Annotated in this window: 27 protein-coding genes; 8 read left to right on the forward strand and 19 right to left on the reverse strand. The window is 44.3% G+C overall.

Annotation, left to right across the window (positions count from 1 at the left end; genetic code table 11):
• Nucleotides 1-4 precede the first annotated feature (4 nt).
• The 18 genes from atpH to AB6D07_RS09010 form a co-directional block, all read right to left on the reverse strand.
• Nucleotides 5-538, reverse strand: a complete 534-nt coding sequence (gene atpH / locus AB6D07_RS08925; protein ID WP_009848122.1) for a F0F1 ATP synthase subunit delta — start codon at nucleotides 536-538, stop codon at nucleotides 5-7.
• Between the two features lie 15 nt (nucleotides 539-553).
• The gene (gene atpF, locus AB6D07_RS08930) at nucleotides 554-1,024 is read right to left on the reverse strand and encodes a F0F1 ATP synthase subunit B (RefSeq protein WP_010433231.1); all 471 of its coding nucleotides are present in this window, start codon (nucleotides 1,022-1,024) and stop codon (nucleotides 554-556) included.
• Between the two features lie 59 nt (nucleotides 1,025-1,083).
• Complete coding sequence (atpE, locus tag AB6D07_RS08935; RefSeq protein WP_004411110.1) at nucleotides 1,084-1,341, reverse strand: F0F1 ATP synthase subunit C; 258 nt, start codon at nucleotides 1,339-1,341, stop codon at nucleotides 1,084-1,086.
• A gap of 49 nt (nucleotides 1,342-1,390) precedes the next feature.
• Nucleotides 1,391-2,188 (reverse strand): F0F1 ATP synthase subunit A, encoded by a 798-nt coding sequence (atpB, locus tag AB6D07_RS08940; protein WP_009848124.1) that lies wholly within the window; start codon nucleotides 2,186-2,188, stop codon nucleotides 1,391-1,393.
• An 8-nt stretch (nucleotides 2,189-2,196) separates the two neighbouring features.
• A complete protein-coding gene (locus tag AB6D07_RS08945; protein WP_008221392.1) occupies nucleotides 2,197-2,586 on the reverse strand; it encodes a F0F1 ATP synthase subunit I in 390 nt (129 codons plus the stop codon).
• A gap of 192 nt (nucleotides 2,587-2,778) precedes the next feature.
• Nucleotides 2,779-3,660, reverse strand: coding sequence for a ParB/RepB/Spo0J family partition protein (locus AB6D07_RS08950; protein WP_017103132.1), 882 nt, complete (start codon nucleotides 3,658-3,660; stop codon nucleotides 2,779-2,781).
• A 23-nt stretch (nucleotides 3,661-3,683) separates the two neighbouring features.
• Nucleotides 3,684-4,457, reverse strand: a complete 774-nt coding sequence (locus AB6D07_RS08955) for a ParA family protein (RefSeq protein WP_009848126.1) — start codon at nucleotides 4,455-4,457, stop codon at nucleotides 3,684-3,686.
• A gap of 14 nt (nucleotides 4,458-4,471) precedes the next feature.
• Nucleotides 4,472-5,104: a 16S rRNA (guanine(527)-N(7))-methyltransferase RsmG gene (rsmG, locus tag AB6D07_RS08960; protein WP_009848127.1), complete on the reverse strand. Its 633-nt coding sequence runs from the start codon at nucleotides 5,102-5,104 to the stop codon at nucleotides 4,472-4,474.
• Complete coding sequence (mnmG, locus tag AB6D07_RS08965) at nucleotides 5,104-6,999, reverse strand: tRNA uridine-5-carboxymethylaminomethyl(34) synthesis enzyme MnmG (protein WP_017103131.1); 1,896 nt, start codon at nucleotides 6,997-6,999, stop codon at nucleotides 5,104-5,106. The genes rsmG and mnmG overlap by 1 nt, the downstream gene beginning before the upstream one ends.
• A 480-nt stretch (nucleotides 7,000-7,479) precedes the next feature.
• The gene (gene mioC / locus AB6D07_RS08970) at nucleotides 7,480-7,914 is read right to left on the reverse strand and encodes an FMN-binding protein MioC (RefSeq protein ID WP_009848129.1); all 435 of its coding nucleotides are present in this window, start codon (nucleotides 7,912-7,914) and stop codon (nucleotides 7,480-7,482) included.
• Nucleotides 7,915-7,964: 50 nt separating this feature from the next.
• On the reverse strand, nucleotides 7,965-9,326 hold the full coding sequence (gene mnmE / locus AB6D07_RS08975; protein WP_029222947.1) for a tRNA uridine-5-carboxymethylaminomethyl(34) synthesis GTPase MnmE: 1,362 nt from the start codon (nucleotides 9,324-9,326) through the stop codon (nucleotides 7,965-7,967).
• A gap of 130 nt (nucleotides 9,327-9,456) precedes the next feature.
• Complete coding sequence (gene yidC / locus AB6D07_RS08980) at nucleotides 9,457-11,079, reverse strand: membrane protein insertase YidC (RefSeq protein WP_004735803.1); 1,623 nt, start codon at nucleotides 11,077-11,079, stop codon at nucleotides 9,457-9,459.
• A gap of 2 nt (nucleotides 11,080-11,081) precedes the next feature.
• Nucleotides 11,082-11,339 carry a membrane protein insertion efficiency factor YidD gene (yidD, locus tag AB6D07_RS08985; RefSeq protein WP_004735802.1) on the reverse strand — a complete coding sequence of 86 codons (258 nt, stop codon included), beginning with the start codon at nucleotides 11,337-11,339 and terminating at the stop codon, nucleotides 11,082-11,084.
• A complete protein-coding gene (rnpA, locus tag AB6D07_RS08990; protein ID WP_017055478.1) occupies nucleotides 11,306-11,629 on the reverse strand; it encodes a ribonuclease P protein component in 324 nt (107 codons plus the stop codon). The genes yidD and rnpA overlap by 34 nt, the downstream gene beginning before the upstream one ends.
• A gap of 45 nt (nucleotides 11,630-11,674) precedes the next feature.
• Nucleotides 11,675-11,809: a 50S ribosomal protein L34 gene (rpmH, locus tag AB6D07_RS08995; protein ID WP_004735800.1), complete on the reverse strand. Its 135-nt coding sequence runs from the start codon at nucleotides 11,807-11,809 to the stop codon at nucleotides 11,675-11,677.
• Between the two features lie 206 nt (nucleotides 11,810-12,015).
• A complete protein-coding gene (locus tag AB6D07_RS09000; protein WP_004735798.1) occupies nucleotides 12,016-12,753 on the reverse strand; it encodes an amino acid ABC transporter ATP-binding protein in 738 nt (245 codons plus the stop codon).
• A complete protein-coding gene (locus tag AB6D07_RS09005; protein WP_004735796.1) occupies nucleotides 12,750-13,421 on the reverse strand; it encodes an amino acid ABC transporter permease in 672 nt (223 codons plus the stop codon). The genes AB6D07_RS09000 and AB6D07_RS09005 overlap by 4 nt, the downstream gene beginning before the upstream one ends.
• A gap of 129 nt (nucleotides 13,422-13,550) precedes the next feature.
• Entirely contained in the window at nucleotides 13,551-14,300 is a 750-nt protein-coding gene (locus AB6D07_RS09010; RefSeq protein ID WP_026012349.1) for an amino acid ABC transporter substrate-binding protein, read from the reverse strand.
• 309 nt (nucleotides 14,301-14,609) lie between these two features.
• On the opposite strand from AB6D07_RS09010, the gene dnaA reads away from it, so the two are divergent.
• The 5 genes from dnaA to AB6D07_RS09035 all read left to right on the forward strand — a co-directional run bounded on the left by dnaA (nucleotide 14,610) and on the right by AB6D07_RS09035 (nucleotide 21,741).
• A complete protein-coding gene (gene dnaA / locus AB6D07_RS09015; protein ID WP_009848136.1) occupies nucleotides 14,610-16,031 on the forward strand; it encodes a chromosomal replication initiator protein DnaA in 1,422 nt (473 codons plus the stop codon).
• Between the two features lie 81 nt (nucleotides 16,032-16,112).
• On the forward strand, nucleotides 16,113-17,213 hold the full coding sequence (gene dnaN / locus AB6D07_RS09020; protein WP_009848137.1) for a DNA polymerase III subunit beta: 1,101 nt from the start codon (nucleotides 16,113-16,115) through the stop codon (nucleotides 17,211-17,213).
• A 74-nt stretch (nucleotides 17,214-17,287) separates the two neighbouring features.
• On the forward strand, nucleotides 17,288-18,367 hold the full coding sequence (gene recF, locus AB6D07_RS09025) for a DNA replication/repair protein RecF (protein WP_017103129.1): 1,080 nt from the start codon (nucleotides 17,288-17,290) through the stop codon (nucleotides 18,365-18,367).
• A 17-nt stretch (nucleotides 18,368-18,384) separates the two neighbouring features.
• On the forward strand, nucleotides 18,385-20,802 hold the full coding sequence (gene gyrB, locus AB6D07_RS09030; protein WP_009848139.1) for a DNA topoisomerase (ATP-hydrolyzing) subunit B: 2,418 nt from the start codon (nucleotides 18,385-18,387) through the stop codon (nucleotides 20,800-20,802).
• Nucleotides 20,803-21,306: 504 nt separating this feature from the next.
• Entirely contained in the window at nucleotides 21,307-21,741 is a 435-nt protein-coding gene (locus AB6D07_RS09035; protein WP_009848140.1) for an Hsp20 family protein, read from the forward strand.
• 119 nt (nucleotides 21,742-21,860) lie between these two features.
• Here the strand turns inward: AB6D07_RS09035 and AB6D07_RS09040 are convergent, their stop codons facing one another.
• Nucleotides 21,861-23,111: a valine--pyruvate transaminase gene (locus tag AB6D07_RS09040; protein ID WP_017103128.1), complete on the reverse strand. Its 1,251-nt coding sequence runs from the start codon at nucleotides 23,109-23,111 to the stop codon at nucleotides 21,861-21,863.
• 331 nt (nucleotides 23,112-23,442) lie between these two features.
• Here AB6D07_RS09040 and AB6D07_RS09045 point away from each other — a divergent pair, with 331 nt between their 5' ends.
• The 3 genes from AB6D07_RS09045 to AB6D07_RS09055 are packed head-to-tail and all read left to right on the forward strand — an operon-like array spanning nucleotide 23,443 to nucleotide 24,898.
• Nucleotides 23,443-23,661, forward strand: a complete 219-nt coding sequence (locus tag AB6D07_RS09045; protein WP_009848142.1) for a Flp family type IVb pilin — start codon at nucleotides 23,443-23,445, stop codon at nucleotides 23,659-23,661.
• Nucleotides 23,662-23,664: 3 nt separating this feature from the next.
• Nucleotides 23,665-24,102 (forward strand): prepilin peptidase, encoded by a 438-nt coding sequence (locus AB6D07_RS09050; protein ID WP_017103127.1) that lies wholly within the window; start codon nucleotides 23,665-23,667, stop codon nucleotides 24,100-24,102.
• A 7-nt stretch (nucleotides 24,103-24,109) separates the two neighbouring features.
• The gene (locus AB6D07_RS09055; RefSeq protein ID WP_017103126.1) at nucleotides 24,110-24,898 is read left to right on the forward strand and encodes an RcpC/CpaB family pilus assembly protein; all 789 of its coding nucleotides are present in this window, start codon (nucleotides 24,110-24,112) and stop codon (nucleotides 24,896-24,898) included.
• Nucleotides 24,899-24,907 lie beyond the last annotated feature (9 nt).

Below are 24,907 nucleotides of genomic sequence, written 5' to 3' on the forward strand. Positions count from 1 at the left end.
CCCATTAAGACTGCAATGCATCGCTCAGGCGGTCTAAACGACTGCGCGCTGAGTTATCGATGACTAGGTCTCCGGCTCGAATAATAACTCCACTAAGTAGAGTCTCATCTATACTGCAATTCAGCTGAACTTTGCGCGCTAAGCGCTGTTCCAATTTGCTGCTAATCTCTGCACGTTGCTCTTCAGAAAGTTCTACCGCTGAAGTTACTTCAACGTCGATCTCTTTCTCATACTCTTTTTTGAGTATAAAGAACTCTTTACAAACATCAGGAAAAGCCATTAAGCGGCCATTCTCTGCCATCACTTTAATTAAGTTCTGACCGAATTCATCAAATTGTTCGCCACAAATTACAATGAATACTTCAGCTAATTTTTCAGCAGTCATAGAACCGCTTAATAAATTGTGAACATCATCATTTTGTGCCACTTCGGCAGCAAAAGTAAGCATTTGACCCCATTGGTCTAGCTCACCTTTATCTACCGCAAAGTCAAACGCTGCTTTAGCATAGGGGCGTGCGATTGTAGTCAAATCAGACATATACAGCCCCTTGCTTTAAAGTTTTGCAGTAATGTTGTTAAGAAGATCATCGTGTACATCTTTATCGATTGTACGTTCAAGGATTTTCTCAGCACCAGCTATAGCCAGAGTTGCGACTTGTTTGCGCAGGTCATCACGGGCACGTGTACGCTCTGCTTCAATTTCTGCTTCAGCTTGCGCTAAGATCTTCTGGCGTTCTGCCTGAGCCTCTTCGCGTGCTTCATCAATAATTTGAGCTTTACGTTTGTTTGCCTGATCAATAACCTCAGTTGCAGTGCGCTTTGCTTCTTTCATTTGCTCAGAAGCGTTGGCTTGTGCCAGGTTCAAGTCTTTAGCAGCGCGTTCAGCGGCTACCAGACCGTCAGCAATTTTTTTCTGACGTTCTTCAATTGCTTGCATGATTGGTGGCCATACATATTTCATGCAGAACCAAACAAACAGTGAAAAAGCAATTGCTTGACCTAGCAGAGTTGCGTTCATATTCACAACAGCTACCCCTCGTTAAGAATCAACTACAAAAATTTAATTAACTATTTAGAAGTTAATTAGCCTGCTAGTTGACCAACAAATGGGTTAGCAAACGTGAATAGTAGTGCGATTACGATACCGATCATTGGAACAGCATCCAATAGACCAGCGATGATGAACATCTTAACTTGTAGCATTGGAGCCATTTCAGGTTGACGCGCAGCGCCTTCTAGGAATTTACCACCAAGAATAGCAAAACCAATTGCAGTACCTACGGCACAAAGACCAACAATGATAGCAACAGCGATTGCTGAAAAACTTAGTACAGTTTCCATTTACGTTCTCCGATTAACATTAATAGTTAGAATAAAGCTTAAAAATTTTTTAGTGATCACTATCTTCATGAGCCATTGATAAGTAAACGATTGTCAACATCATGAAAACAAACGCTTGAATCAAAATAACCAAGATATGGAAGATAGCCCAAGGTAGTGCACCTACCCATTGTAAGTACCACGGTAGCATTGCCGCGATAAGAATAAACACCACCTCACCCGCAAACATATTACCAAATAAACGCATACCTAGAGATAGTGGCTTCGCTAATAACGAAATTACCTCAAGTACCAAGTTAAATGGAATCATGATTGGGTGATTAAATGGATGCAGTGCCAATTCTTTAGCAAATCCGCCTAGACCTTTCACTTTGATGCTGTAGTAGATCATCAGAGCAAAAACACCTAAAGCCATTGCCATTGTTATATTAACATCAGCTGTAGGAACCACTTTCAAGTAAGGGATACCTAGCCAATGCTCTGCAGGATATGGTAAGAAATCGATAGGCACTAAGTCCATCAAGTTCATAATGATAATCCAGCAGAATATAGTCAGTGCTAGTGGGGCAATCAGAGGGTTGCGGCCATGGAAAGTTTCTTTAACGTTGTCACCAACGAATTCCACTACCATTTCAACAAAACACTGAAGCTTACCAGGTACACCTACTGTTGCTTTCTTAGCGACTGAGCGAAAAACCCAAAGGAATAACATCCCTGTCAACACCGAAAAAAACAGACTGTCTATATGTACGTTCCAGAAACTTGTCTCCTCTACAAGACCAAACTTAGCTAAAGAAAGGTTTTGTAAATGGTGTTCAATGTATCCGGATGCTGTTGGCGCAGCCATAACTCATCCTATTTTTTATTGTTAATGAAAAGCACTGGCGCAAAGATATTAATACCTAGAACCAGTAAATAGGTCAGTTTGAGGGGAATTAATTCCACCTGCATATACATGTAGACGATAGAGAATAGTAGAACTGTGATTAAGATTTTGAGCGCTTCACCTGCATAGAACGACGCCGCAACTAACTTAGTTGCGCGAGCTCCACAAAATAGAAAAGCACACACACAAAAAACTACATTCGCGATGACAAAAATACCGCCACCGATTAATGCAGCAAAACCCCAATCAGGATTAACAGCTAAACCTAACCCTATCGCCACTAATATAACCGCGCTAAGCTCGATCAATAACATTTGCTTTGCAAGCACTCGTCCTGGTCTTGCTAACGCCGCTACCATGTATTCGTTCCTCTTTTAAGCCTACTTTGATACTCGCTTAAAAGCGTGCTGATAAATTGGCGAAAATTATACGTTCAGCCAAATTGATTGCAATAAGAATGCAGCAATCATTTACATTTTTGTATACAAACCGACAACTTTTGTACGAAATCACTTGTTCATTACATAATTGACCTAAATCAATTATCTCACTTAGTACTCTAATTTAGCAATAAGTTGATCTAATTTGTGAGGCTCATCAAGAGTAATTGTCACTTTTGACTTCCCACTAACAGAACGAGTAACTGAAACGTTTGCTTGCAATTTTTCCGTGAGTCTTCGTGAAAGTTCGATAGCTTCAGTGTCTTCTTGCTTCGATTCTGATTCAACGTCTGGCTTTAAGCACTTTTTAACAAGCTGCTCAGTTTGACGCACGGTCATTTTTTTGGTTGCTGCAGTGTTTGCTGCCTCAACCTGGGTATCGCCTTCGAGCGCAAGCAATGCTCTAGCATGCCCCATTTCCAGGTGTTTGTTGGAAACTAAACCTTTTACTTCATTTTCGAGCTGATTTAGACGTAATAAGTTACTAACCGTTGCTCTCGATTTACCGATCACTTCAGCAACTTGTTGATGTGTCAGCTCAAATTCGTTCTGCAAGCGCTCTAACGCTTGTGCTTCTTCGATAGCATTCAAGTCTTCACGCTGAATGTTCTCGATCAATGCCATCGCAATCGCGGCCTTGTCTTCGACTCTCTTAATTAGACATGGCACTTGCCTAAGGCCAGCTTGACGAGCAGCTCTCCAACGACGTTCGCCAGCAATAATCTCAAACTGGTCGTGTGCCAAAGGGCGTACAACGATTGGCTGAATAATACCTTGAGATTGGATTGATGCTGCCAGCTCTTCTAGCGCTTCCGGCGCAATATCCTTACGCGGTTGATATACACCTGGCGTTAAGCAACCAACAGCCAATTCGATAAGCTCACCATCAGCCGACAACGCCTGACTATAAGAAGCAACTTGCTGCTTTTCACGAGCTAATGAGCTAGTTGCAAGCAATGCATCTAGCCCCTTTCCTAAACCACGCTTAGACATTGAGCGAATTCCTTTGGTTGGACCTATACTGGGACTTCTTCACGACGTAACATTTCGCCAGCAAGAGCAAGATATGCCTTAGCTCCTGCAGAATATTTGTCGTAGTACATTGCTGGCTTGCCATGACTCGGCGCTTCTGCCAGACGCACATTTCTAGGGATCACAGTTCGATAGACTTTGCTACCGAAGTGCTTTTTGAGTTGATCAGATACTTCGTTCGATAAGCGGTTACGAGGGTCGTACATAGTACGCAGAAGACCTTCAATCTTCAGATTCTCATTGACCACCGCAGCGAGCTTGCTAATGGTATCCATCAACGCAGTCAAACCTTCCAGAGCAAAGTATTCACATTGCATAGGAACCAATACGGAATCGGCTGCAGCCATCGCATTAATTGTAAGAAGATTTAATGACGGTGGGCAATCGATAAAGATGAAATCATAGTTATTACGAATGGATGCCAACGCGTTCTTTAGGCGAACTTCACGAGCAAACACTTCCATCAATTTGATTTCTGCCGCTGTAACATCACCATTTGCGGCGATAAGGTCATAATTGCCAGATGTACTTCGGCAAACTACCTCATCAAATGGGGTGTCTTCAACTAGCAAATCGTAAGCAGTTGCTTCAACCTGATACTTGTCAACACCGCTCGCCATCGTGGCATTACCTTGAGGATCGAGGTCAACAACCAATATCTTGCGCTTTGTTGCCGCCATTGATGCTGCTAAGTTAATGCAAGTTGTTGTTTTTCCTACGCCACCCTTCTGGTTGGCAATTGCTACGATTTTACCCACTATGGCCTCGCTGATTATCCCTGACGCGATAAAGTAACTAGATGACGCTCTCCATCAAGCTCTGGCACTTGCAAAGCTTTAATGTCTGTCACTGAACACCATTCAGGTAACAGGTCGATTTCGTCTCTAGGATGTTGTCCCTTAAGAGCCAAAAATACACCGGATTGCTCTTTAGGTAAATGATGACACCACTCTACCATGTCTGTCATTGATGCAAATGCGCGACTGAGCACGGCATCAAACTTTTCTTCTGGTTGAAATTCTTCAACGCGACTTTGAATCGGCACCACGTTGTCGATACCCAGCTCATGAATCACTTGCTTGATAAAACGAATACGCTTACCCAAGCTGTCTAGCAAGTAAAACTCGCAGTCAGGATTCATGATTGAGAGCGGAATCCCAGGAAGGCCAGGGCCTGTGCCAACGTCAATAAAGCGCTTGCCTTGTAAGTGAGTGCTAACAATGATGCTATCCAAGATATGTTTCACCATCATTTCTTGCGGATCACGAACTGACGTCAGATTGTATGCTTTGTTCCACTTGTTTAGTAACTCAACGTAGCCAACCAATTGGCTGCGTTGCTTTTCAGATACTTCAAGTTCAGTCTGGCCAATCAGGTGATCCAGTTTTTCGCGTAATGCGCTCATTATGCTTCCTCACCTTTTTTCAACAGGCCGTGTTTTTTCAAGTAAACCAACAGAATTGAAATTGCAGCAGGTGTGATACCTGAGATTCGCGATGCAATACCAATTGAGTCTGGTTTAGCGGTAGTTAGTTTTAGAACCACTTCGTTAGAAAGCCCTTTTACCTTACTGTAATCGATGTCAGCCGGCAGTTTGGTGTTTTCATGACGCAGTGATTTTTCAATTTCATCTTGTTGACGTTGGATATAGCCATCGTACTTCACTTGGATCTCAACTTGCTCTGAGGCTTGTTGATCTTCCAGTGCAGGACCAAAACGATCCAACGACGTTAGCTGTGAATAAGTCATTTCAGGACGACGAAGAAGATCTTCACCACTCGCTTCACGAGACATTGGTGTTTTCAGGATCTGGTTCAATTGATCAATATCTTCAGATTTTGGATTAATCCATGTTTCTTTAAGACGTTGACGCTCTTTCTCCATGTTTTCCATCTTCTCGTTGAATCGCGTCCAACGAGCATCGTCGACCAAGCCAAGTTCACGTGACTTTTCAGTCAAACGGATATCAGCGTTGTCTTCACGAAGCAACAAGCGGTATTCCGCGCGAGATGTAAACATGCGGTACGGTTCTTTGGTACCCATTGTCGACAAGTCATCGATAAGTACACCCATGTAAGCTTGATCACGGCGTGGGCTCCAGCCCTCTTTGCCTTGCGTAAACAAACTCGCATTCAAACCGGCCATTAAGCCTTGTGCTGCAGCTTCTTCGTAGCCAGTGGTGCCATTGATTTGCCCCGCAAAGAACAACCCCTTAATAAACTTGGTCTCGTAAGTCAGTTTAAGATCGCGAGGGTCAAAGAAATCGTACTCAATCGCGTAGCCAGGACGAACGATGTGTGCGTTCTCAAAACCTTTCATTGAGTGAACGATTTTTACCTGAACATCAAACGGCAAACTGGTTGAAATACCATTCGGGTATAACTCGTGCGTCGTTAGGCCTTCAGGCTCAATGAAAATTTGGTGACTGTTTTTATCAGCAAAGCGCATCACTTTGTCTTCAATCGACGGACAGTAACGAGGGCCAATACCTTCAATCACACCAGCGTACATCGGGCTGCGATCGAGGTTGGCACAAATAACGTCATGCGTATTTTCGTTAGTGTGCGTGATGTAACATGGAATCTGACGCGGCTGCTGAGCTCGGTTACCCATGAATGAGAAAACCGGAGTCGGATTATCGCCGTGCTGAACCTCAAGCTCAGAAAAATCAACGCTGCGTGCATCGATGCGAGGAGGTGTACCCGTTTTCAGGCGATCAACACGAAATGGAAGATCACGAAGACGGTCAGCGAGCGCGATCGATGGTGGATCACCCGCACGTCCACCCGATGAACTTTCCATACCAATATGAATCTTACCGCCTAGGAATGTGCCTACCGTTAAGACCACAGCATTAGCGCGGAATTTGAGGCCCATTTGCGTAACCACACCCACCACTTGATCTTGTTCAACGATCAAGTCATCAACCGACTGTTGGAACAGAGTTAGGTTTGGTGTGTTTTCAAGAACATTACGGACAAAGGCTTTGTAAAGTGCGCGGTCAGCTTGTGCACGAGTTGCACGTACCGCAGGGCCTTTTGATGCGTTTAATGTTCTGAACTGAATACCTGCATGATCAATAGCTTGCGCCATTAATCCACCCATAGCATCGACCTCTTTTACCAAGTGGCCCTTACCGATCCCGCCAATGGCTGGGTTACAAGACATCTGTCCCAACGTATCGATATTATGAGTTAGTAATAACGTACTTTGACCAGTACGTGCAGATGCGAGTGCGGCTTCCGTTCCTGCATGGCCACCACCAACAACGATGACGTCAAATTTTTCGTGATAAAGCATGAACCGACCTCAGGTACTCAAACGTTTCTAGATTGATAAAAAGGAGCGATATTCTACCTGTTTTCATAGCTTGAGAAAACGTTTTTGGAATTTTTCGAAAAAGCTGTTTTTAATTAATATAGATAAGATCTTTAGAGAGATCTTTTATTAGATCTATTATTAGGATCGAGGGTATCTGTGGATAAGTAGAAAATGATCAACAAGATCATGGATCTTTTTTGGATCAAAGGGTGTGATCTAACTTTGATCATAATGAGGATTAGCTGGGATCAAAATGGCTACTTATGCACAAGGGGGAATTACCTAGAAAGTTGTTATTTGGATAACTATAGGTTGATCACCGTATATGTATGATCTTATCCACAGAGAAAATTGAAAAAAAGGACATGTATTTCGATTTATTTTCAAAAAAGTTATTCACAATCACGATTTTCAGAGACAAAAAAAACGGCATAAGCCGCTTTTTAGAAGATTGGGGTGTTAAAACTGGTCACTATGATCGTTAAACCATTCCTCTGCAGCATCTTCTGGGACCGGTGTTTCAAGAACATCGATGGTAAAACAGCCAGAAATCGCTTGAGCACCGAGCTCTTTTAGTTGGCTGTGGACTGATTTACCTGCCAAACAGAAGGTATCGTAGCTCGAATCTCCAAGCGCCACTACAGCAAAGCGAACCTGGCTTAAATCTGGAGATTGCTGGGTCAATGCGTCGATAAACGGCTTAATATTATCTGGAAATTCACCGGCACCATGAGTTGAAGTGACCAACAACCAAAAGCCTTGTTGGGGGATATCATCGTATTCAGGCTGATTATGAAGGGTTATTTCATGACCTTGCTCTTCAAGAAGATCATTAAGGTGATCGCCAACGTACTCTGCACCACCTAAGGTGCTACCTGTAATAATGTGGATCATTAAGCTGTCCTTACTAAAGAAGAAGGCCAGTATGAGCTGGCCTTTTAAGGTTATTTACCAATACAGAATGAAGAGAAGATGCGACCTAAAAGATCGTCTGAACTGAACTCACCCGTGATCTCATTGAGGTGCTGCTGAGTAATTCGAAGCTCTTCCGCTAAAATCTCACCCGCCATGTAGCCTTCAAGCTGCTGTTGGCCGATATCTAGGTGTTCTGATGCTCGTTCTAGGGCATCTAAGTGACGACGACGTGCCATAAAGCCACCTTCATGACCACCAGCAAAGCCCATACAATCCTTTAGATGACTACGCAGAGCGTCGACACCTTGGCCTGTTTTGGCTGATAAGCGAATCAGGGTTGGATCGTTAACATGACAAATGCCTAACTCTTCACTGGTTTGATCCGCTTTATTACGAATTACCGTCATTCCGATGTTGTCTGGTAGACGATCAACGAAATCTGGCCAGATATCTTTCGGGTCGGTTGCGTCTGTTGTTGTGCCATCAACCATAAATAAAACTCGGTCTGCCTGAGCTATTTCTTCCCAAGCACGTTCAATACCTATCTTTTCTACTTCATCAGAGGCCTCACGTAGGCCTGCGGTATCAATAATATGCAGTGGCATGCCATCAATATGGATATGTTCACGCAGTACATCACGCGTAGTGCCGGCAATATCAGTCACAATGGCAGATTCTTTGCCTGACAATGCATTTAATAGGCTCGATTTACCCGCATTTGGGCGACCTGCAATCACGACTTTCATACCTTCACGCATGATGGCACCTTGATTGGCTTCTTGGCGCACAGCTTCGAGATTGTCGATGATAGCCTGTAAGTCAGCACTTACTTTACCGTCAGCAAGGAAATCAATTTCTTCTTCAGGGAAGTCGATAGCCGCTTCAACGTAGATTCTTAGGTAAATCAGGGAATCTACCAGTGTATTAATACGCTTTGAGAATTCACCTTGCAGGGATTGTAGTGCAGATTTCGCCGCTTCTTCTGAGCTTGCGTCAATCAGGTCAGCAATCGCTTCGGCTTGAGTTAAATCCATCTTGTCGTTTAAGAAGGCACGCTCTGAAAACTCACCTGGACGCGCAGCACGCACGCCTGAGATCGCGAGGATTCGTTTGATTAGCATATCCATCACCACCGGACCGCCGTGGCCTTGCAGCTCTAACACGTCTTCGCCAGTAAACGAATGTGGGTTAGGGAAGAAAAGCGCGATACCTTGGTCGAGTTCGATGCCATCGTGAGATTTAAACGGCAGGTACTCAGCGTAGCGAGGCTTAAGTGTTTTTCCTGTTACTTCTAGGGCAACCTGAGTCGCCAATGGGCCGGAAACGCGGATAATACCGACGCCACCACGGCCGGGCGCGGTCGCTTGAGCAACAATCGTATCTGTAGTCATAGTTGTGCCTGCTAGCATGTGAGAGCCAAAAAGGGGCGTTCACGATTAATCAATTAGCTGAATTGTAATCAGCTAAAAACAAAAAGGCGACCTTTTGGTCGCCTTTCTTTATCTCTTTCTATTATCGAACTTACTTAGAATGTAAGCCTTTCTTTTCCAGCGCGCGGTAGATAAGCGTTTGCTGAATCAGAGTTACGATGTTCGATACTAGCCAGTAAAGAACCAGACCTGAAGGGAAGAACAGGAAGAAGAATGTAAACATAACCGGCATAAAGGTCATGATCTTCTGCTGCATTGGATCCGTTACAGTTGTCGGGCTCATCTTCTGGATTAGGAACATTGAAGCACCCATCAGAAGTGGCAAGATGTAGTATGGGTCTTGTGCTGAAAGGTCAGTAATCCAACCGAAGAACGGTGAGTGACGCAGTTCAACAGACTCCATTAGTGCCCAGTATAGCGAAATGAAGATAGGCATTTGCAAGATGATAGGTAAACAGCCACCAAGTGGGTTTACTTTCTCTTTCTTGTACAGCTCCATCATTTCTTGGCTCATGCGTTGACGGTCGTCGCCAATACGCTCACGCATTGCAGTCAGCTTAGGCTGAAGCATACGCATTTTCGCCATAGACGTGTACTGAGCTTTCGTTAGTGGGTACATAGCACCACGAACGATAAACGTTAGACAGATGATTGCCAGACCCCAGTTCACAACGATGCCTTGAATGAACGAAAGCAGAGTATGAAGTGGTTTAGCAATGAACCATAACCAACCGTAGTCAACTACTAGGTCTAGGTTTGGTGCTACAGCAGCCATTTGGTCTTGAAGTTTAGGACCAACCCAAAGCGTTGCTTTGAAGCTTGCTTCGTCGCCAGTAGCGATGGTCTTGTTCGGCATGCGAACACCAATGTCGCCAAGGTTACCAATGACACGAGTGTAAAGGTTGCTGCCTGCTTCGTCGCGTGGGATCCAAGCACTTGCAAAGTAGTGCTGAATCATCGCTGCCCAACCTTGACCATTGGCTAGGTTAAGAGACAGGTTGCGATCTTGCATGTCGTCGAAGCTGTATTTTTTGTAACGCGTATCTTCCGTAGAGTAAGCACCACCACGGTAAGTTGGCATTGTTAAGCTACCGCCGTCATCCATAACGTTTTGACGTAGGTGAGCGTACATGCCGAATGTCGCGTTAGTACCAGAGTTGTTGACTACATCGTATTCAACATCCATTGCGTAGCTGCCACGCTTAAGGACGAATGTTTTCGTGTAATCAAGGCCGTTCGCTTGGTAAGTCATCGGGATGCGTAGTTCATCCTGACCATCAGCAAGCGTGAAGCTGTCTGCTGAAACTGTGTAGCTAGGGCGGTTAGTGCTGCTTAAATCGATACCTTGAGGGCCAACTAGACCGCTTTGTGCGATAAATTGGTGACCAGGTTCGTTCTTAAGAAGAACAAATGTATCTTCAGAATCAAACTCAGCAGAGTAATCATTTAGGTTTGCTTGAACGACATCACCACCAACCGTATCAATTGACAGAGTCAGTACATCAGTTGTTACTGTGATAGTTTTTGCAGAAGCGACTTGTTGGCCCGGAGCTGGGTCTAAGTCATCTGCATAAGATGGCGCTGGTAGGGTGCTGCCAGATTGTGCCTGCTCAATCGCTTGTGGAGCTGGGTTCTGAGCTACGTTCCATTGTTGGAACAGTAGGAAAGAAACCAAAGCCAATGCGATTAACAGGATATTACGTTGAGAATCCATCGTTATTTATCTCTGTCTTGTTTTTGGACTGGTGGAACGGGGTCAAAGCCCCCTTCGTTCAAAGGATGGCATTTTAATAGACGTTTGCCTGATAACCAACACCCTTTTACAAAACCGTGAGCTTTCAACGCTTCTATCGCATATAAAGAGCAGGTTGGAGTAAATCGGCAGCGTGGGCCGATGAGTGGACTAATAAACCATCTATAAAAATAGATGGGTATTAGCGCTATCCACGCGAAGGGCGAGACAGGCGAAGCCATAATTTGTCGAGTAGCTTGAACATTTCTTCATTGCTTAAATCTTGCGCGCTCTTCTTAGCGATTACAACAAAATCTTTGTTAGGAAGTTTGTGTTGAGTGTTACGAAAGCTTTCACGAGTAAGACGCTTGAATCGGTTACGACCCACGGCGGTTTTAATCTGCTTTTTCGGAACAGCTAATCCAAGGCGAGGATTTGAAAGAGAGTTATTTCGGGCAATGATGGTGAAATGAGGGGAGCCTGCTCGATGAGCTTGCTTGAAGACATTCTGATAATGTTCGGGAGTTAACAAGCGTAACTCCCGACCGAAGGCTAGCTTATTCAAAATAATCAAAGATTACTTAGAAAGACGCTTACGGCCTTTTGCACGACGTGCATTGATTGTTGCGCGACCGTTCTTAGTAGCCATGCGAGCACGGAAACCGTGAGTACGCTTACGCTTTAGAACTGTAGGTTGAAAAGTGCGTTTCATTGTAATTACCTTACTGATCAGTAGTTTTAGGTTTTTGTTAAACCCGGCGTGGGCATTTTTTCTCTTCTTTATATAAGAAAGGAAAACCGACGCCTCTCAACAAAGAGGCGGAATTGTAATCACTGTCACAAAAAGTGTCAATGATTGGGTTAACTAAAATTCCGGTCGGGGGATTATACGTAGAATAACTAAAATCACAAGGATCCTTATTCGATCCCGACCTTATTTAAGAATTTCTTTAATTTAGGATCCTGTGGATTACCAAAAATATCCTGTGGAGATCCCTGTTCGACAATGTGACCATCAGCCATGAAGATCACTCGGTCTGCGACCTCTCTAGCGAACTGCATTTCATGGGTAACCACCAGCATGGTTTGATGCTGATTTGCCAGTTTTTTCATTAAGTTAAGCACTTCGCCAACCCACTCAGGATCGAGCGCTGAAGTAGGCTCATCAAACAATAAAAGCTCTGGTTGTAGAGCCATCGCACGGCCAATACCAACACGTTGCTGCTGGCCACCAGAGAGCGCTGCTGGATAGCTATCTGTTTTCTCTCCTAGGCCAATATCATCGAGTATTTGTTGTGCTTTTTCATGAGCTTGCTGCTTTTTCCAACCACGAACGGTAATCAAACCTTCCGCAATATTCTGCCTTGCCGTTTGGTGAGCGAACAGTGCATAGTTTTGGAACACAAAACCGGTCTTACGGCGCAGTGCAAGCACCTCTGCTTTAGTGTGTTTCTGAGTATCAACCTTGATATCATCAATCGAAATCGTACCTTGATCGGCTTGCTCTAGAAAATTCACACAACGCAGCAGGGTAGACTTACCCGTACCACTTGAACCTATGATGACAATTATCTCACCTTGCTTGATTTCGAGGTCGATCCCTTTCAATACTTCGGTGTCACCAAACTGCTTGTGGATATTTTGTAATTTGATCATCGTACATACGCCTTATTCAGTTTCACTTCGGCCCAAATTTGAATACGAGTGAGGATAACCACCACGCCCCAGTAAATCAGCGCGACTGCTAAAAAAGCTTCGAAGAAGCGGAAACTTGAAGAAGCTTCCATCTGAGCTTTAGCCATGATTTCGGCTACACCTAGGGTGAATGCAAGTGAAGTCGACTTAATCATGTCGATGAAATAGTTCATCAAAGAAGGCAGTGCTACACGTGTCGCTTGCGGCAAGATCACTCGACGCATGGCTTGGCTGGTTGTCATACCGACTGACAGGCTTGCTTCCATTTGACTACGATCGATACCGATAATAGCGGCACGAATACTTTCAGCCATGTAAGCAGCAAAGTGTAAGGTTAAGCCGATAACCGCGGCGCCAAACGCATCAAGTCCAACCATCCACGGAAACACTTGTGGTAGGCCATAGTATAGAAGGAACAGTTGCACCAGCAGTGGCGTGCCTCGGAAGAAGCTAATATACAGCTGGCTAAGCTGGTCGAGTACTGGGATTTTGAATACACGAATATTCGCCAGTATCAAAGATAGAATTAGGGCGAAAAATAAGCCCCAGATTGCCATCTCCATAGTGGTGCCTAAATACTTCAGCAGTATTGGCAACAGACCTAGCATGTAATTAAAGTCAAATCCCATAATCTATCTCATATTTTTATTGGAAGTATTGTTTGGAAATACTGTTATATCAGGCTTTTTAATCAGTGCACAAAAGCAAAAAGCCCACCGCTGTGTAAAGCAGTGGGCCTCAAATGGGAAAGTGAGTCGTTACTTCTGAGTAATGTCCGCACCAAACCATTTCTGAGAGATACTTTCTAGCGTACCATCTGCGCGCATTGCTGCTAATGCTTCGTTGACTTCTGCTTGCAGTTTTTGACCGTTGTCGTTGTTAACGAAAGGCCAAGCATTTTCGATTGTCTCGAATGGTTGTCCTGCTAGCTGTAATGGTAGACCCGTCTTCTTGATAAGCTCTAGTGCTGATAGGCGATCCATTACGAATGCGTCGGCACGACCAAGAGCGACATCATGCTCAATACCGGTATCGTAGGTTTTGACATTGATTTTGCCATCTTTGTCGTAGCTGCGCAGCAGTTGCTCAAAGTTTGAGCCGAGGTTTACCGCAACCGTCTTACCATCTAGGTCTTCGATACCTTTAATGCTGTCATTACCTTTACGAACGGTAATTTGTGCGCCGTCTACTACGTAAGGGTCTGCGAATAGGTATTTCGCTTTGCGTGCATCCGTTATTGTAATTTGGTTTGAAATGGTATCGATTCGACCCGTTTCAAGAAGACCAAACAGACCAGAGAAGTTTGCCGTTACGTATTCAACCTTGTAATCGTTACGTTTACCGATCTCATCCCATAAATCCACTTCAAAACCTTGTAGTTGGTCTTGTTTAACGAACGTAAATGGGAAGTAGCGACCAGACATGCCGACTTTAACTTCAGTCGCGGCTTGAACAGTAGCAGCAGAGAGTGCGATAGCCGCAATTGCAGCCTTAATCCAGTTATTCATTTGGTAACTCCTTATATTTATAGGGTTGGATGTTACTGGGAAAATGCTCAATAGAATAAATAACCAGATGTTATTAACCATAACCAGATCGTATTCTCGATTTGGGGATAACTAGTAAGGATCCGGGCATAAGTGGATCGTTGTGTGAGTAAAGTAGGGGCAAGATGTGTGGATCCATCCAGTTTTGCACTATTTATTGTGAATAACTTGGATCTTATTCACTGGATCTGTGATCAATTGCTGGTGATCTGACTTATCAACAGGTAAAATTAGCGGTCATTTCATATAACTTAAATAGAGTGGGGCACCGTGTCATCTTCGCTTTGGTTGCAATGCTTGCAACAGCTTCAAGAAGAGTTACCAGCTACAGAATTCAGTATGTGGGTACGTCCGTTACAAGCGGAGCTCAATGGTAATACTCTAACTCTATTTGCACCAAACCGATTTGTACTCGATTGGGTGCGCGATAAGTACCTAAATAGCATTAACCGTTTGCTACAAGAATATTGTGGTAATGATATCCCGCATCTTCATTTTGAAATTGGGAACAAACGAGTTACTGCTCCAAAATCTGAGACTATCGCCCCAGCTCGTACCCGTACAGCCGCTGATGTGGCTGCTGAATCGTCAGCACCTGCGCAGTTACAAGCTCGTAAGCCTGTTCACAATATCTGGCGTGATGAAGAGCCTGTAGCGGTTGATCTTAACCACCGTTCAAACGTAAACCCAAAACATAAGTTCAATAACTTTGTTGAGGGTAAATCAAACCAATTGGGTTTGGCGGCGGCACGTCAGGTTTCTGATAATCCAGGAACAGCTTATAACCCGTTGTTTTTATACGGTGGCACTGGTTTAGGTAAGACGCACTTGTTGCATGCGGTGGGTAATGCCATTGTTGACAACAAACCGAATGCGAAAGTGGTTTACATGCATTCTGAGCGCTTTGTTCAGGATATGGTGAAGGCGCTACAAAATAACGCGATTGAAGAATTTAAGCGCTACTACCGTAGTGTTGATGCTTTGCTTATCGATGATATCCAATTTTTCGCGAATAAAGAGCGCTCTCAAGAAGAGTTCTTCCATACCTTTAATGCGCTGCTTGAAGGCAACCAACAGATCATCCTAACCTCTGACCGTTATCCAAAAGAGATCAACGGGGTAGAGGATCGTCTTAAATCTCGCTTCGGCTGGGGTTTGACGGTAGCGATTGAGCCACCAGAGCTTGAGACTCGTGTTGCGATCTTAATGAAGAAAGCCGAAGACCACCAAATTCACCTTGCGGATGAAGTGGCATTCTTTATTGCTAAGCGTTTACGCTCTAACGTTCGTGAGCTAGAAGGCGCATTGAACCGTGTTATTGCGAATGCAAACTTCACTGGCCGTCCGATCACGATCGATTTCGTGCGTGAAGCACTGCGTGACTTACTTGCTCTGCAAGAAAAACTCGTCACCATTGATAACATTCAAAAGACAGTCGCTGAATACTACAAAATCAAAGTTGCTGATCTATTATCTAAACGCCGTTCTCGTTCTGTTGCTCGTCCACGCCAACTGGCGATGGCACTGGCTAAAGAGTTAACTAACCACAGCTTGCCTGAGATTGGCGATGCATTCGGTGGCCGTGACCACACGACCGTACTGCATGCTTGTCGTAAGATTGCTCAGTTGCGTGAAGAGAGCCACGACATTAAAGAAGATTATTCGAACTTGATTCGTACCCTTTCTTCTTAATACACAGTATTCTTAACCTTAATAAGCAGAATCTTGGCCACGTACTATTACGCAGTGCCATTTAGACCGTAAGAGCAAGATATGAAATTTACCATTGAACGTAGTCACCTGATTAAGCCATTACAACAAGTATCTGGCGCACTCGGTGGCAGGCCAACGCTTCCAATTCTAGGAAATCTACTGATTAAAGTAGAAGATAACGTGTTGTCGATGACAGCAACGGATCTAGAAGTTGAACTGATCAGCCGTGTAACGCTTGAAGGTGATTTCGAAGCGGGCAGCATTACTGTACCTTCACGTAAATTCCTAGATATCTGTCGTGGCTTGCCAGACAGCTCAGTGATCACCGTGGTATTGGATGGCGACCGTATTCAGGTTCGTTCTGGTCGTAGCCGCTTCTCATTAGCAACATTACCTGCGGCAGATTTTCCAAACATTGAAGACTGGAGCAGTGAAGTTGAAGTGTCAGTGACACAAGCTGAGCTACGCGGTCTTATCGAGAAAACCCAATTCTCAATGGCGAACCAAGATGTTCGTTATTACCTCAACGGTATGTTGTTTGAGATTGAAGGTTCAATCCTACGAAGTGTCGCAACTGATGGTCACCGTATGGCGGTATCTCAAGCACAATTGGGTGCCGATTTTGCTCAGAAGCAGATCATTGTTCCTCGTAAAGGTGTGCAAGAGTTAGTGAAGCTACTGGATGCACCAGAGCAACCGGTAACGCTGCAGATTGGTAACTCTAATGTGCGTGCTGAAGTGAACAACTATGTCTTCACTTCTAAGCTGGTTGATGGTCGTTTCCCTGATTATCGCCGCGTAATGCCGCAAAATACTACCAAGACACTTGAAGCTGGTTGTGATGAATTACGTTCAGCATTTTCTCGTGCTGCGATTCTGTCGAATGAAAAATTCCGTGGTGTTCGCGTTAATCTTGTAGATAGCGAGATGCGTATTACCGCGAACAACCCAGAGCAAGAAGAAGCGGAAGAAGTGCTAGACGTAACCTTTGATGGTGATGCACTAGAGATTGGTTTCAACGTAAGCTACGTGTTGGATGTTCTGAACACACTACGTTGTGAGCAAGTTCGCATCTCAATGTCAGACGCCAATGCGAGTGCTCTTATCGAGAACGCACAAGACGACAGCGCGATGTACGTTGTTATGCCTATTCGCTTATAAGCGTTGTTTGTGATGTTTACTGATCAACAACGTTTACCTATCGAGTCGTGATTGAAGATTAATATGAAGACGTTATGCCTTTATCGCGCTTAATCGTTAAGCAGTTTAGAAATATAGAAGCCTGTGACATTCAACCGTCATCAGGCTTTAACTTTCTTATAGGGGCTAACGGGAGCGGAAAAACCAGTGTCCTTGAAGCGGTATATCTGCTCGGACATGGTCGCTCATTTAAGAGTTCACTCACCGGCCGTATCATACAAAACGAGTGCAGTGAGCTGTTTGTACATGGCCGTTTTATGACCTCGGATCAATTTGAGCTGCCAATTGGCATTAATAAGCAGCGCGATGGCACAACAGAGGTTAAAATAAGCGGTCAAACTGGGCAAAAATTGGCTCAGTTGGCTCAGGTTTTACCTTTGCAGTTGATTCACCCGGAAGGGTTTGATTTACTAACCGATGGACCTAAGCATCGCCGCGCATTTATTGATTGGGGAGTCTTCCACAGTGAGTCCGGCTTTTATGATGCATGGGGCAGGGTAAAGCGCCTCAATAAGCAGCGAAACGCCTTATTGAAAACGGCAACACACTATCGAGAACTGAGCTATTGGGACCAAGAATTGGCCCGTTTAGCGGAAAGTATCAGCCAGTGGCGTGCCACTTACGTTGAACAGCTTAAAGAAGTCGCCGAAGAAATCTGTGCGACCTTCCTTCCTGAGTTTGAGATAAAGATTAACTATTATCGTGGTTGGGACAAAGACACCCCATACGCCGAGATTTTAGAAAAGAATTTTGAAAGGGATCAGCAGCTTGGTTACACCTTTAGTGGGCCAAACAAAGCGGATCTGAAGATAAAAGTGAACGGCACTCCAGTGGAAGATGTCTTGTCACGAGGTCAATTGAAGTTGATGGTGTGCGCGCTGCGAGTAGCACAAGGGCAACACCTCACTCAAATGACAGGTAAGCAGTGCATCTATTTGATAGATGACTTCGCTTCCGAATTAGATAGCCAACGCCGAGCACGTCTTGCTGAGTGTTTAAAGGCGACCCAGGCTCAAGTTTTTGTAAGCTCTATTACCGCTGATCAGATTGCAGATATGCATGACGAAAATAGCAGGATGTTTCATGTGGAACATGGCAAAATAGAGCAAGGATAATTAGTCAGAGAGTAACTATGTCAGATAATTACGATTCATCGAGTATTAAAGTACTGAAGGGTCTGGATGCGGTACGTAAGCGTCCTGGAATGTACATTGGCGACACGGATGATGGTACCGGTCTGCACCACATGGTTTTTGAGGTGGTAGATAACTCTATTGATGAAGCGCTAGCTGGTCACTGTAATGACATCATTGTAACTATCCATGAAGATAGCTCAGTGTCTGTAAGCGATGACGGCCGTGGTATTCCAACAGAATTGCACCCAGAAGAAAAAGTATCAGCAGCAGAAGTAATCATGACGGTTCTTCACGCTGGTGGTAAGTTCGATGATAACTCGTACAAGGTATCTGGTGGTCTGCACGGTGTTGGTGTTTCAGTAGTTAACGCACTTTCTAAGCAAGTTACTCTTACTATCCACCGCGGTGGCAAAATCCACACTCAAACCTACAGCCACGGTGAGCCTCAAGCGCCACTAGCGGTTATCGGTGACACGGATAAAACAGGTACAGAGATTCGTTTCTGGCCGAGTGAAGAAACCTTCACTAACATCGAGTTCCATTACGACATTTTAGCTAAGCGTCTACGTGAGCTATCATTCTTGAACTCAGGTGTATCAATTAAGCTAATTGATAAGCGTGAAGAAGACAAAATGGATCACTTCGAATACGAAGGCGGTATCCAAGCGTTTGTTGAACACCTTAATACCAACAAAACACCAATCATCCAAAAGATTTTCCACTTTGATTCAGAGCGTGATGACGGCATTACCGTTGAAGTTGCAATGCAGTGGAACGATGGTTACCAAGAGAACATCTACTGTTTCACCAACAACATCCCTCAACGCGATGGTGGTGCTCACTTAGCGGGTTTCCGTGCTGCACTAACGCGTACCTTGAACAGCTTCATGGATAAAGAAGGCTTCTCGAAGAAAGCGAAGACTTCAACATCAGGTGATGATGCTCGTGAAGGTTTGACTGCGATTGTTTCGGTGAAAGTGCCAGATCCTAAGTTCTCAAGCCAAACGAAAGACAAGCTGGTTTCTTCAGAAGTGAAGTCTGCCGTTGAGTCTACGATGGGTGAGAAGTTATCTGAGTTCCTAATTGAGAACCCAGGTGAAGCGAAAATCGTTTGTTCTAAAATTATCGATGCAGCACGTGCTCGTGATGCAGCGCGTAAAGCTCGTGAGATGACTCGTCGTAAAGGCGCATTAGATTTAGCGGGTCTTCCAGGTAAACTAGCTGACTGTCAGGAAAAAGATCCTGCACAGTCTGAACTATATATTGTGGAAGGAGACTCTGCTGGCGGATCAGCTAAGCAGGGGCGTAACCGTAAGAACCAAGCAATCCTACCGCTTAAAGGTAAAATTCTTAACGTAGAGAAAGCGCGTTTCGATAAAATGCTGTCTTCTCAAGAAGTTGCAACGCTAATCACAGCCCTTGGTTGTGGTATTGGTCGTGATGAATACAACCCAGATAAACTGCGTTACCACAACATCATCATCATGACCGATGCCGATGTCGATGGTTCTCACATCCGTACACTGCTACTGACGTTCTTCTACCGTCAAATGCCTGAGCTGATTGAACGTGGTTACATCTACATTGCTCAACCGCCACTTTACAAAGTGAAGAAGGGTAAGCAAGAACAGTACATCAAAGATGAAGATGCGATGAACCAGTATCAAGTATCTTTGGCTTTAGACAATGCAGAACTGCACGTAAATCCTGAAGCACCTGCGTTTGCTGGTGAAGGCTTAGAGAAGCTTGTTCAGCAATACAATGCAGGCATCAAGCTGGTTGATCGTATGAGCCGCCGCTACCCACGCGCATTGGTTCACGAACTGATTTACGTTCCTCGCCTAACCGCTGAGCAGTGTCACGATGACGCGGTGGTTGAAGCTTGGGGTAAGCAACTAGTAGAGCAGCTAAATGGTAAAGAAGCGGGTGCAAGCCAATACAGCCTTGAAGTTGAAAAACACGAAGAACTAGGTTTAAGCGTGCCTAAGATTGTGGTTCGTACTCATGGTGTAACTCATGAACACGTACTGAGCATTGATCTGATTAACTCGAAAGAGTTTGGCAAGCTAGCGGATCTTTCTGAAGCACTTGATGGCCTGATTGAAGAAGGTGCTTACATTAAGCGTGGCGAGCGTACTCAAGAAGTTTCTAGCTTCGTTGAAGCTCTGAACTGGTTAGTGAAAGAGTCTCGTCGTGGCCTGAGCCTACAACGATACAAAGGTCTAGGTGAGATGAACCCTGATCAACTTTGGGAAACGACAATGGATCCTGAAACTCGTCGTATGATGCAAGTAACGATTGAAGATGCTGTTGGTGCTGACCTGTTGTTTACAACGTTGATGGGCGACCAAGTAGAACCGCGTCGTAATTTCATCGAAGAAAACGCACTTAAAGTAGCTAACCTAGACGTTTAGTATCTTTGATACTTCGCTCTTTCGCTTAATTTCTGTGTTAGAGGTGCTCACATACATTCGTATGCTCCGCGCCTCTTCCTTGAACTAAAACGAAATAGCTTCGTCTCAAAAAACTCAATATCTTATTGAAAAGACTGTCAGAAATGACGGTCTTTTTTGTTTTTAAGTGATTGAAAAATATTGGATTGGAAAAATAATTGAAAATAAGCGCTTGAAACTGATTTGCTCAATCCACATATCTAGTTGTGAAGAGGATGACTGTCTTGCTCTACAAGAGAAGAAACAGAACCTTCATAATCGTTGCTAGAGTATCGCTCAATAGAGGATAACTTTGGCAGCACACAATTTAAAAATTGATTCATTGCCATGTCCCAGTGTTGTCGCCAAACGAGGTGAAACCCGTGGAATGCGAACTGAATCCCTTAGCTGTTTACTGGATCTCTCACAGGTTCGATCTCAGTAAAATTCACGGCTAAGACTATTGCTTACTAAAAGGATAGCATTATGAGAACTGTAGATTTCACTCCACTTTACCGCAACGCAATCGGCTTCGATCGTCTATTCAACATGATGGAAGCGAACACATCGAAGAACTCTTCTGGCGGTTACCCTCCATACAACATCGAGCAAAAAGACGAGAACAACTACCGTATTACTATGGCCGTTGCTGGTTTTGCTGATGACCAATTAGATCTTACTCAGAAAGAGAACATGCTAATTGTTAAAGGTGAGCGTAAAGCAGAAGCAGAGAAAACCTTCGTATACCAAGGTATCGCAGAGCGTGATTTCGAGCGTAAATTCCAACTGGCAGACTACGTAAAAGTGGTGGGCGCAAGCATGGAAAATGGTCTTCTTCACATCGACCTAGAACGCGAAATCCCAGAAGCGATGCAACCACGTAAGATTGCTATTAATGGTAATAGTCTTCTAGAAGGTTAAGCGTTATTAGCTCATTTAAGCTAATAAATCTCGGGAAGTAGAAGTGAAAGAGCACCAGTACCTTGAAGAAGGTCGGTGCTCTTTTTTGCATTTGGTCTACGGTAAGCTAAAAGCTCTGATTACTGCTCTGAGTAAGCTTTTTTCACTTCTTCAGCAATGATAGCAATACCTTTTTGCATCGCCTCATCATCTTGTACGTAGTTCATGCGTAAGCACTGGTGAGCATGATCCCACTCGTCTTCTTGGCCGATAAAGAAGTATTCACCCGGAACAATCAATACGCCACGAGCTTTCAGGCGGTCGTACAGCTCCATGGTGGTAATCGGCAGCTCATCAAACCATAGCCATAAGAAAATAGCGCCTTCAGGCTTGTGGATACGGAAGCGAGGGTCATCGATCGCTTCTTGTAAAAGCTCAACCGCACGTAGAGATTTCTCTTTATAGAAAGGTTTGATTACTTCACTGCTCAAACGCAATAAATCGCCTTTTTCAATCATATGATTGGCAATTGCCGGCCCAACACTGCTCGGCGCTAAGCTGATAATGCCATTCATGTTAGTCAGAGCTTGTGTTACTTCTTCGCTCGCAATCACGATACCGCAACGTACACCCGGTAAACCAAGCTTAGATAAGCTCATGCACAGAATCGTATTTTCATTCCAGAACGGTTCCACATCTTCAAAGATGATGTTTGGAAACGGCAGGCCGTAAGCATTATCGATCAGTAGTGGGATGTTGTTTTCGCGCGCCAGTTTATCCAGTTTACGCACTTCTTCGTCGGTCAGTACGTTACCGGTTGGGTTGGTTGGGCGAGAAGCACAGATAGCGGCAACCGAGTCATCAACCTTTAGCTGTTCAAAATCAACGTGGTATTTGAACTGCCTGTTTTCAAGCAGTTCGATCTCTGGGTGGTAAGAGATAAAAATATCGTCATCAATGCCCGCATCGCCGTAGCCGATGTATTCCGGTGCGATCGGCAACAAGATTTTCTTGTGAGAACCGTCTGGCTGTTGACCCGCTAATAGGTTGAATAGGTAAAAGAAGCCACTCTGACTGCCATTAGTCAGGCTGATGTTCTTCTCGCTGATGTCCCAACCATAGGTCTCTTTCAGCATTGCCGCTAACGATTTGATGAAGCTGTCTTTGCCCTGCGGACCATCGTAGTTGGCGAGGGCGGCAATGAGTTCTCCACTGGCGAGCATGTCGGCACTGGCTTGGTTAAAGTAATCGAGCATGGCTGGGATAGCGGCTGGGTTGCCACCACCGAGCATGATTGCGCCAGGAGTGCGCAGGCCATCATTCAAATCATCCATTAAACGAGTGATTCCAGAGTATCGATTAAACTTTTCACCAAACTTTGAGAATTGCATTGCTTCGTATACCTAATTCATTGTGATTATTATTCGTAGATTATGATCAATCTTATGAACCCGAGCGTGGCGGGTTACAGTGGGTAATCTTTGAACATACCGCAATGTTTTTGCGGCGCAAAGCACGAATTGCCCTCACACGAAAAAAACTTCTCTTCTCACCGCTCCCGTTTAATCACTTTTTTCACTTTAAACTGAACTCAAACTGAATAGAACGACGGCAAATGTCAGAGCAATGTGAGGAACGTCACTCTTGGATTGCTCAAAAATAGCGCACTGAATATTATTTCCTCCGAAGAAAAAACAACCTATCTATCTTTTGGAGAAACGAATGTTAACTAATTTATTTGTTAGAACTCAGCTATTTATTCAATCTTTTAATAATGATCAACGTGGTGTTACAGCGATTGAATACGCAATCCTAGGTGTGTGTATGTCAGCAATCGTATTGGCTGTATTTAACGACTCTCTTCGTGAAGCTTTAGAAGGTGCTATCACAACCATCACTAATAATATTGAAGCCGCTAATTCGTCGCCAAGTGTAGGTTAATTAATGCCTCATAAACTGTGGTGGTTAATTCCCTTAGCCACCATGGCTGCAATCGTCAGTTATCAAGATATCCGATACCGAATAATACCTAATGGAGTGGTGGTAGCTGTTGCTCTCTTGGGTGTTTTTTATATCTGTCAAACCGAAAAGTTTGAGCAGTTTTATAATTTTTTCATAGTGTTAGCCGTCGGCGCAGTTTTATTTTATTTCAATGTTATAGCTGCTGGAGACAGTAAATTATTGGCTGTATTCAGTTTAATGGTATCGCCCAATATGATGTTGTTGGCGGTTAATGTGATTTTATTTGCAGGTGGAACCCTAGCGATTACTCAGTGGGTATTAGGAAAAACAACTGGTAATTCTGAGTGGATAAATAGAGGCGTTCCTTATGGGGTACCTATTTGTCTAGGAAGCCTACTAGGTATAGCTGCATCGTTATAGGTGAATCATGAACTCCAAAATCATTCTTGGCTTAGCGTTTCTCGCTATATCTATAGGCCTCTATGGTGTGGTGAATGTACCGATGGATACTTTCCCCGTTCAGCCTGAAGAACCCATTATAGAAGTGACTTTTAAGGTATGGAAATTAACTCACCCGGCAGTGAAAGGTCAGCAGCTGAAGCGTAGCGACTTCGTTATAGAGTACTTGCCTGAAGCTCGTGCAGCGCTATTGGGAATCGATAGAAACATTGAGTTAGATTGGAATGCTCCTCAATTCGCAGTGCATGACATTGCCGCATATGAGCTGGTGGACTTGAATATGTTGACATCTCCCGGAGACAGTCAGTACTTACAGGCGGTGATCCGCCCTGGATTTGTGCCTTATAACGTTACGGTACCAGGAAGAGATGTACTAGGTGGCACCATCGCAGTCGGAGATTTAGTCGATATATCTGTTCTTTCAACGCCGGATCAGAACTTATCAAGTGAGGATACGGTGTCAGATATTCAACATCTCACTATGGTGCCATTACTGGCCCAAATACCGGTTTTGGACATGGTGACGTCAGAAAAAGCAGTGAGCACGTTAACGTTGGAAAAAGAGACTCAGGTGACATTGATCTTACAAGTGACGAATCAACAACTGGCACAACTCACGGTGGCACAGCGGATTGCAGAAGTGGCCGTGCACAAGTCATTGGGTAAGGAATTTTCTGATGATCTAGAAGCTGATTCTTCAGACATCATTCCAAGCAGTGGCGGCACTGGTGGAATTCGTGAATACCGTTTTGAGTAGGGCGTTAAC

Origin of the sequence: Vibrio sp. 10N.239.312.C11, from assembly GCF_041466065.1 — a bacterium.
Taxonomy (GTDB): Bacteria; Pseudomonadota; Gammaproteobacteria; order Enterobacterales; family Vibrionaceae; genus Vibrio; species Vibrio tasmaniensis_A.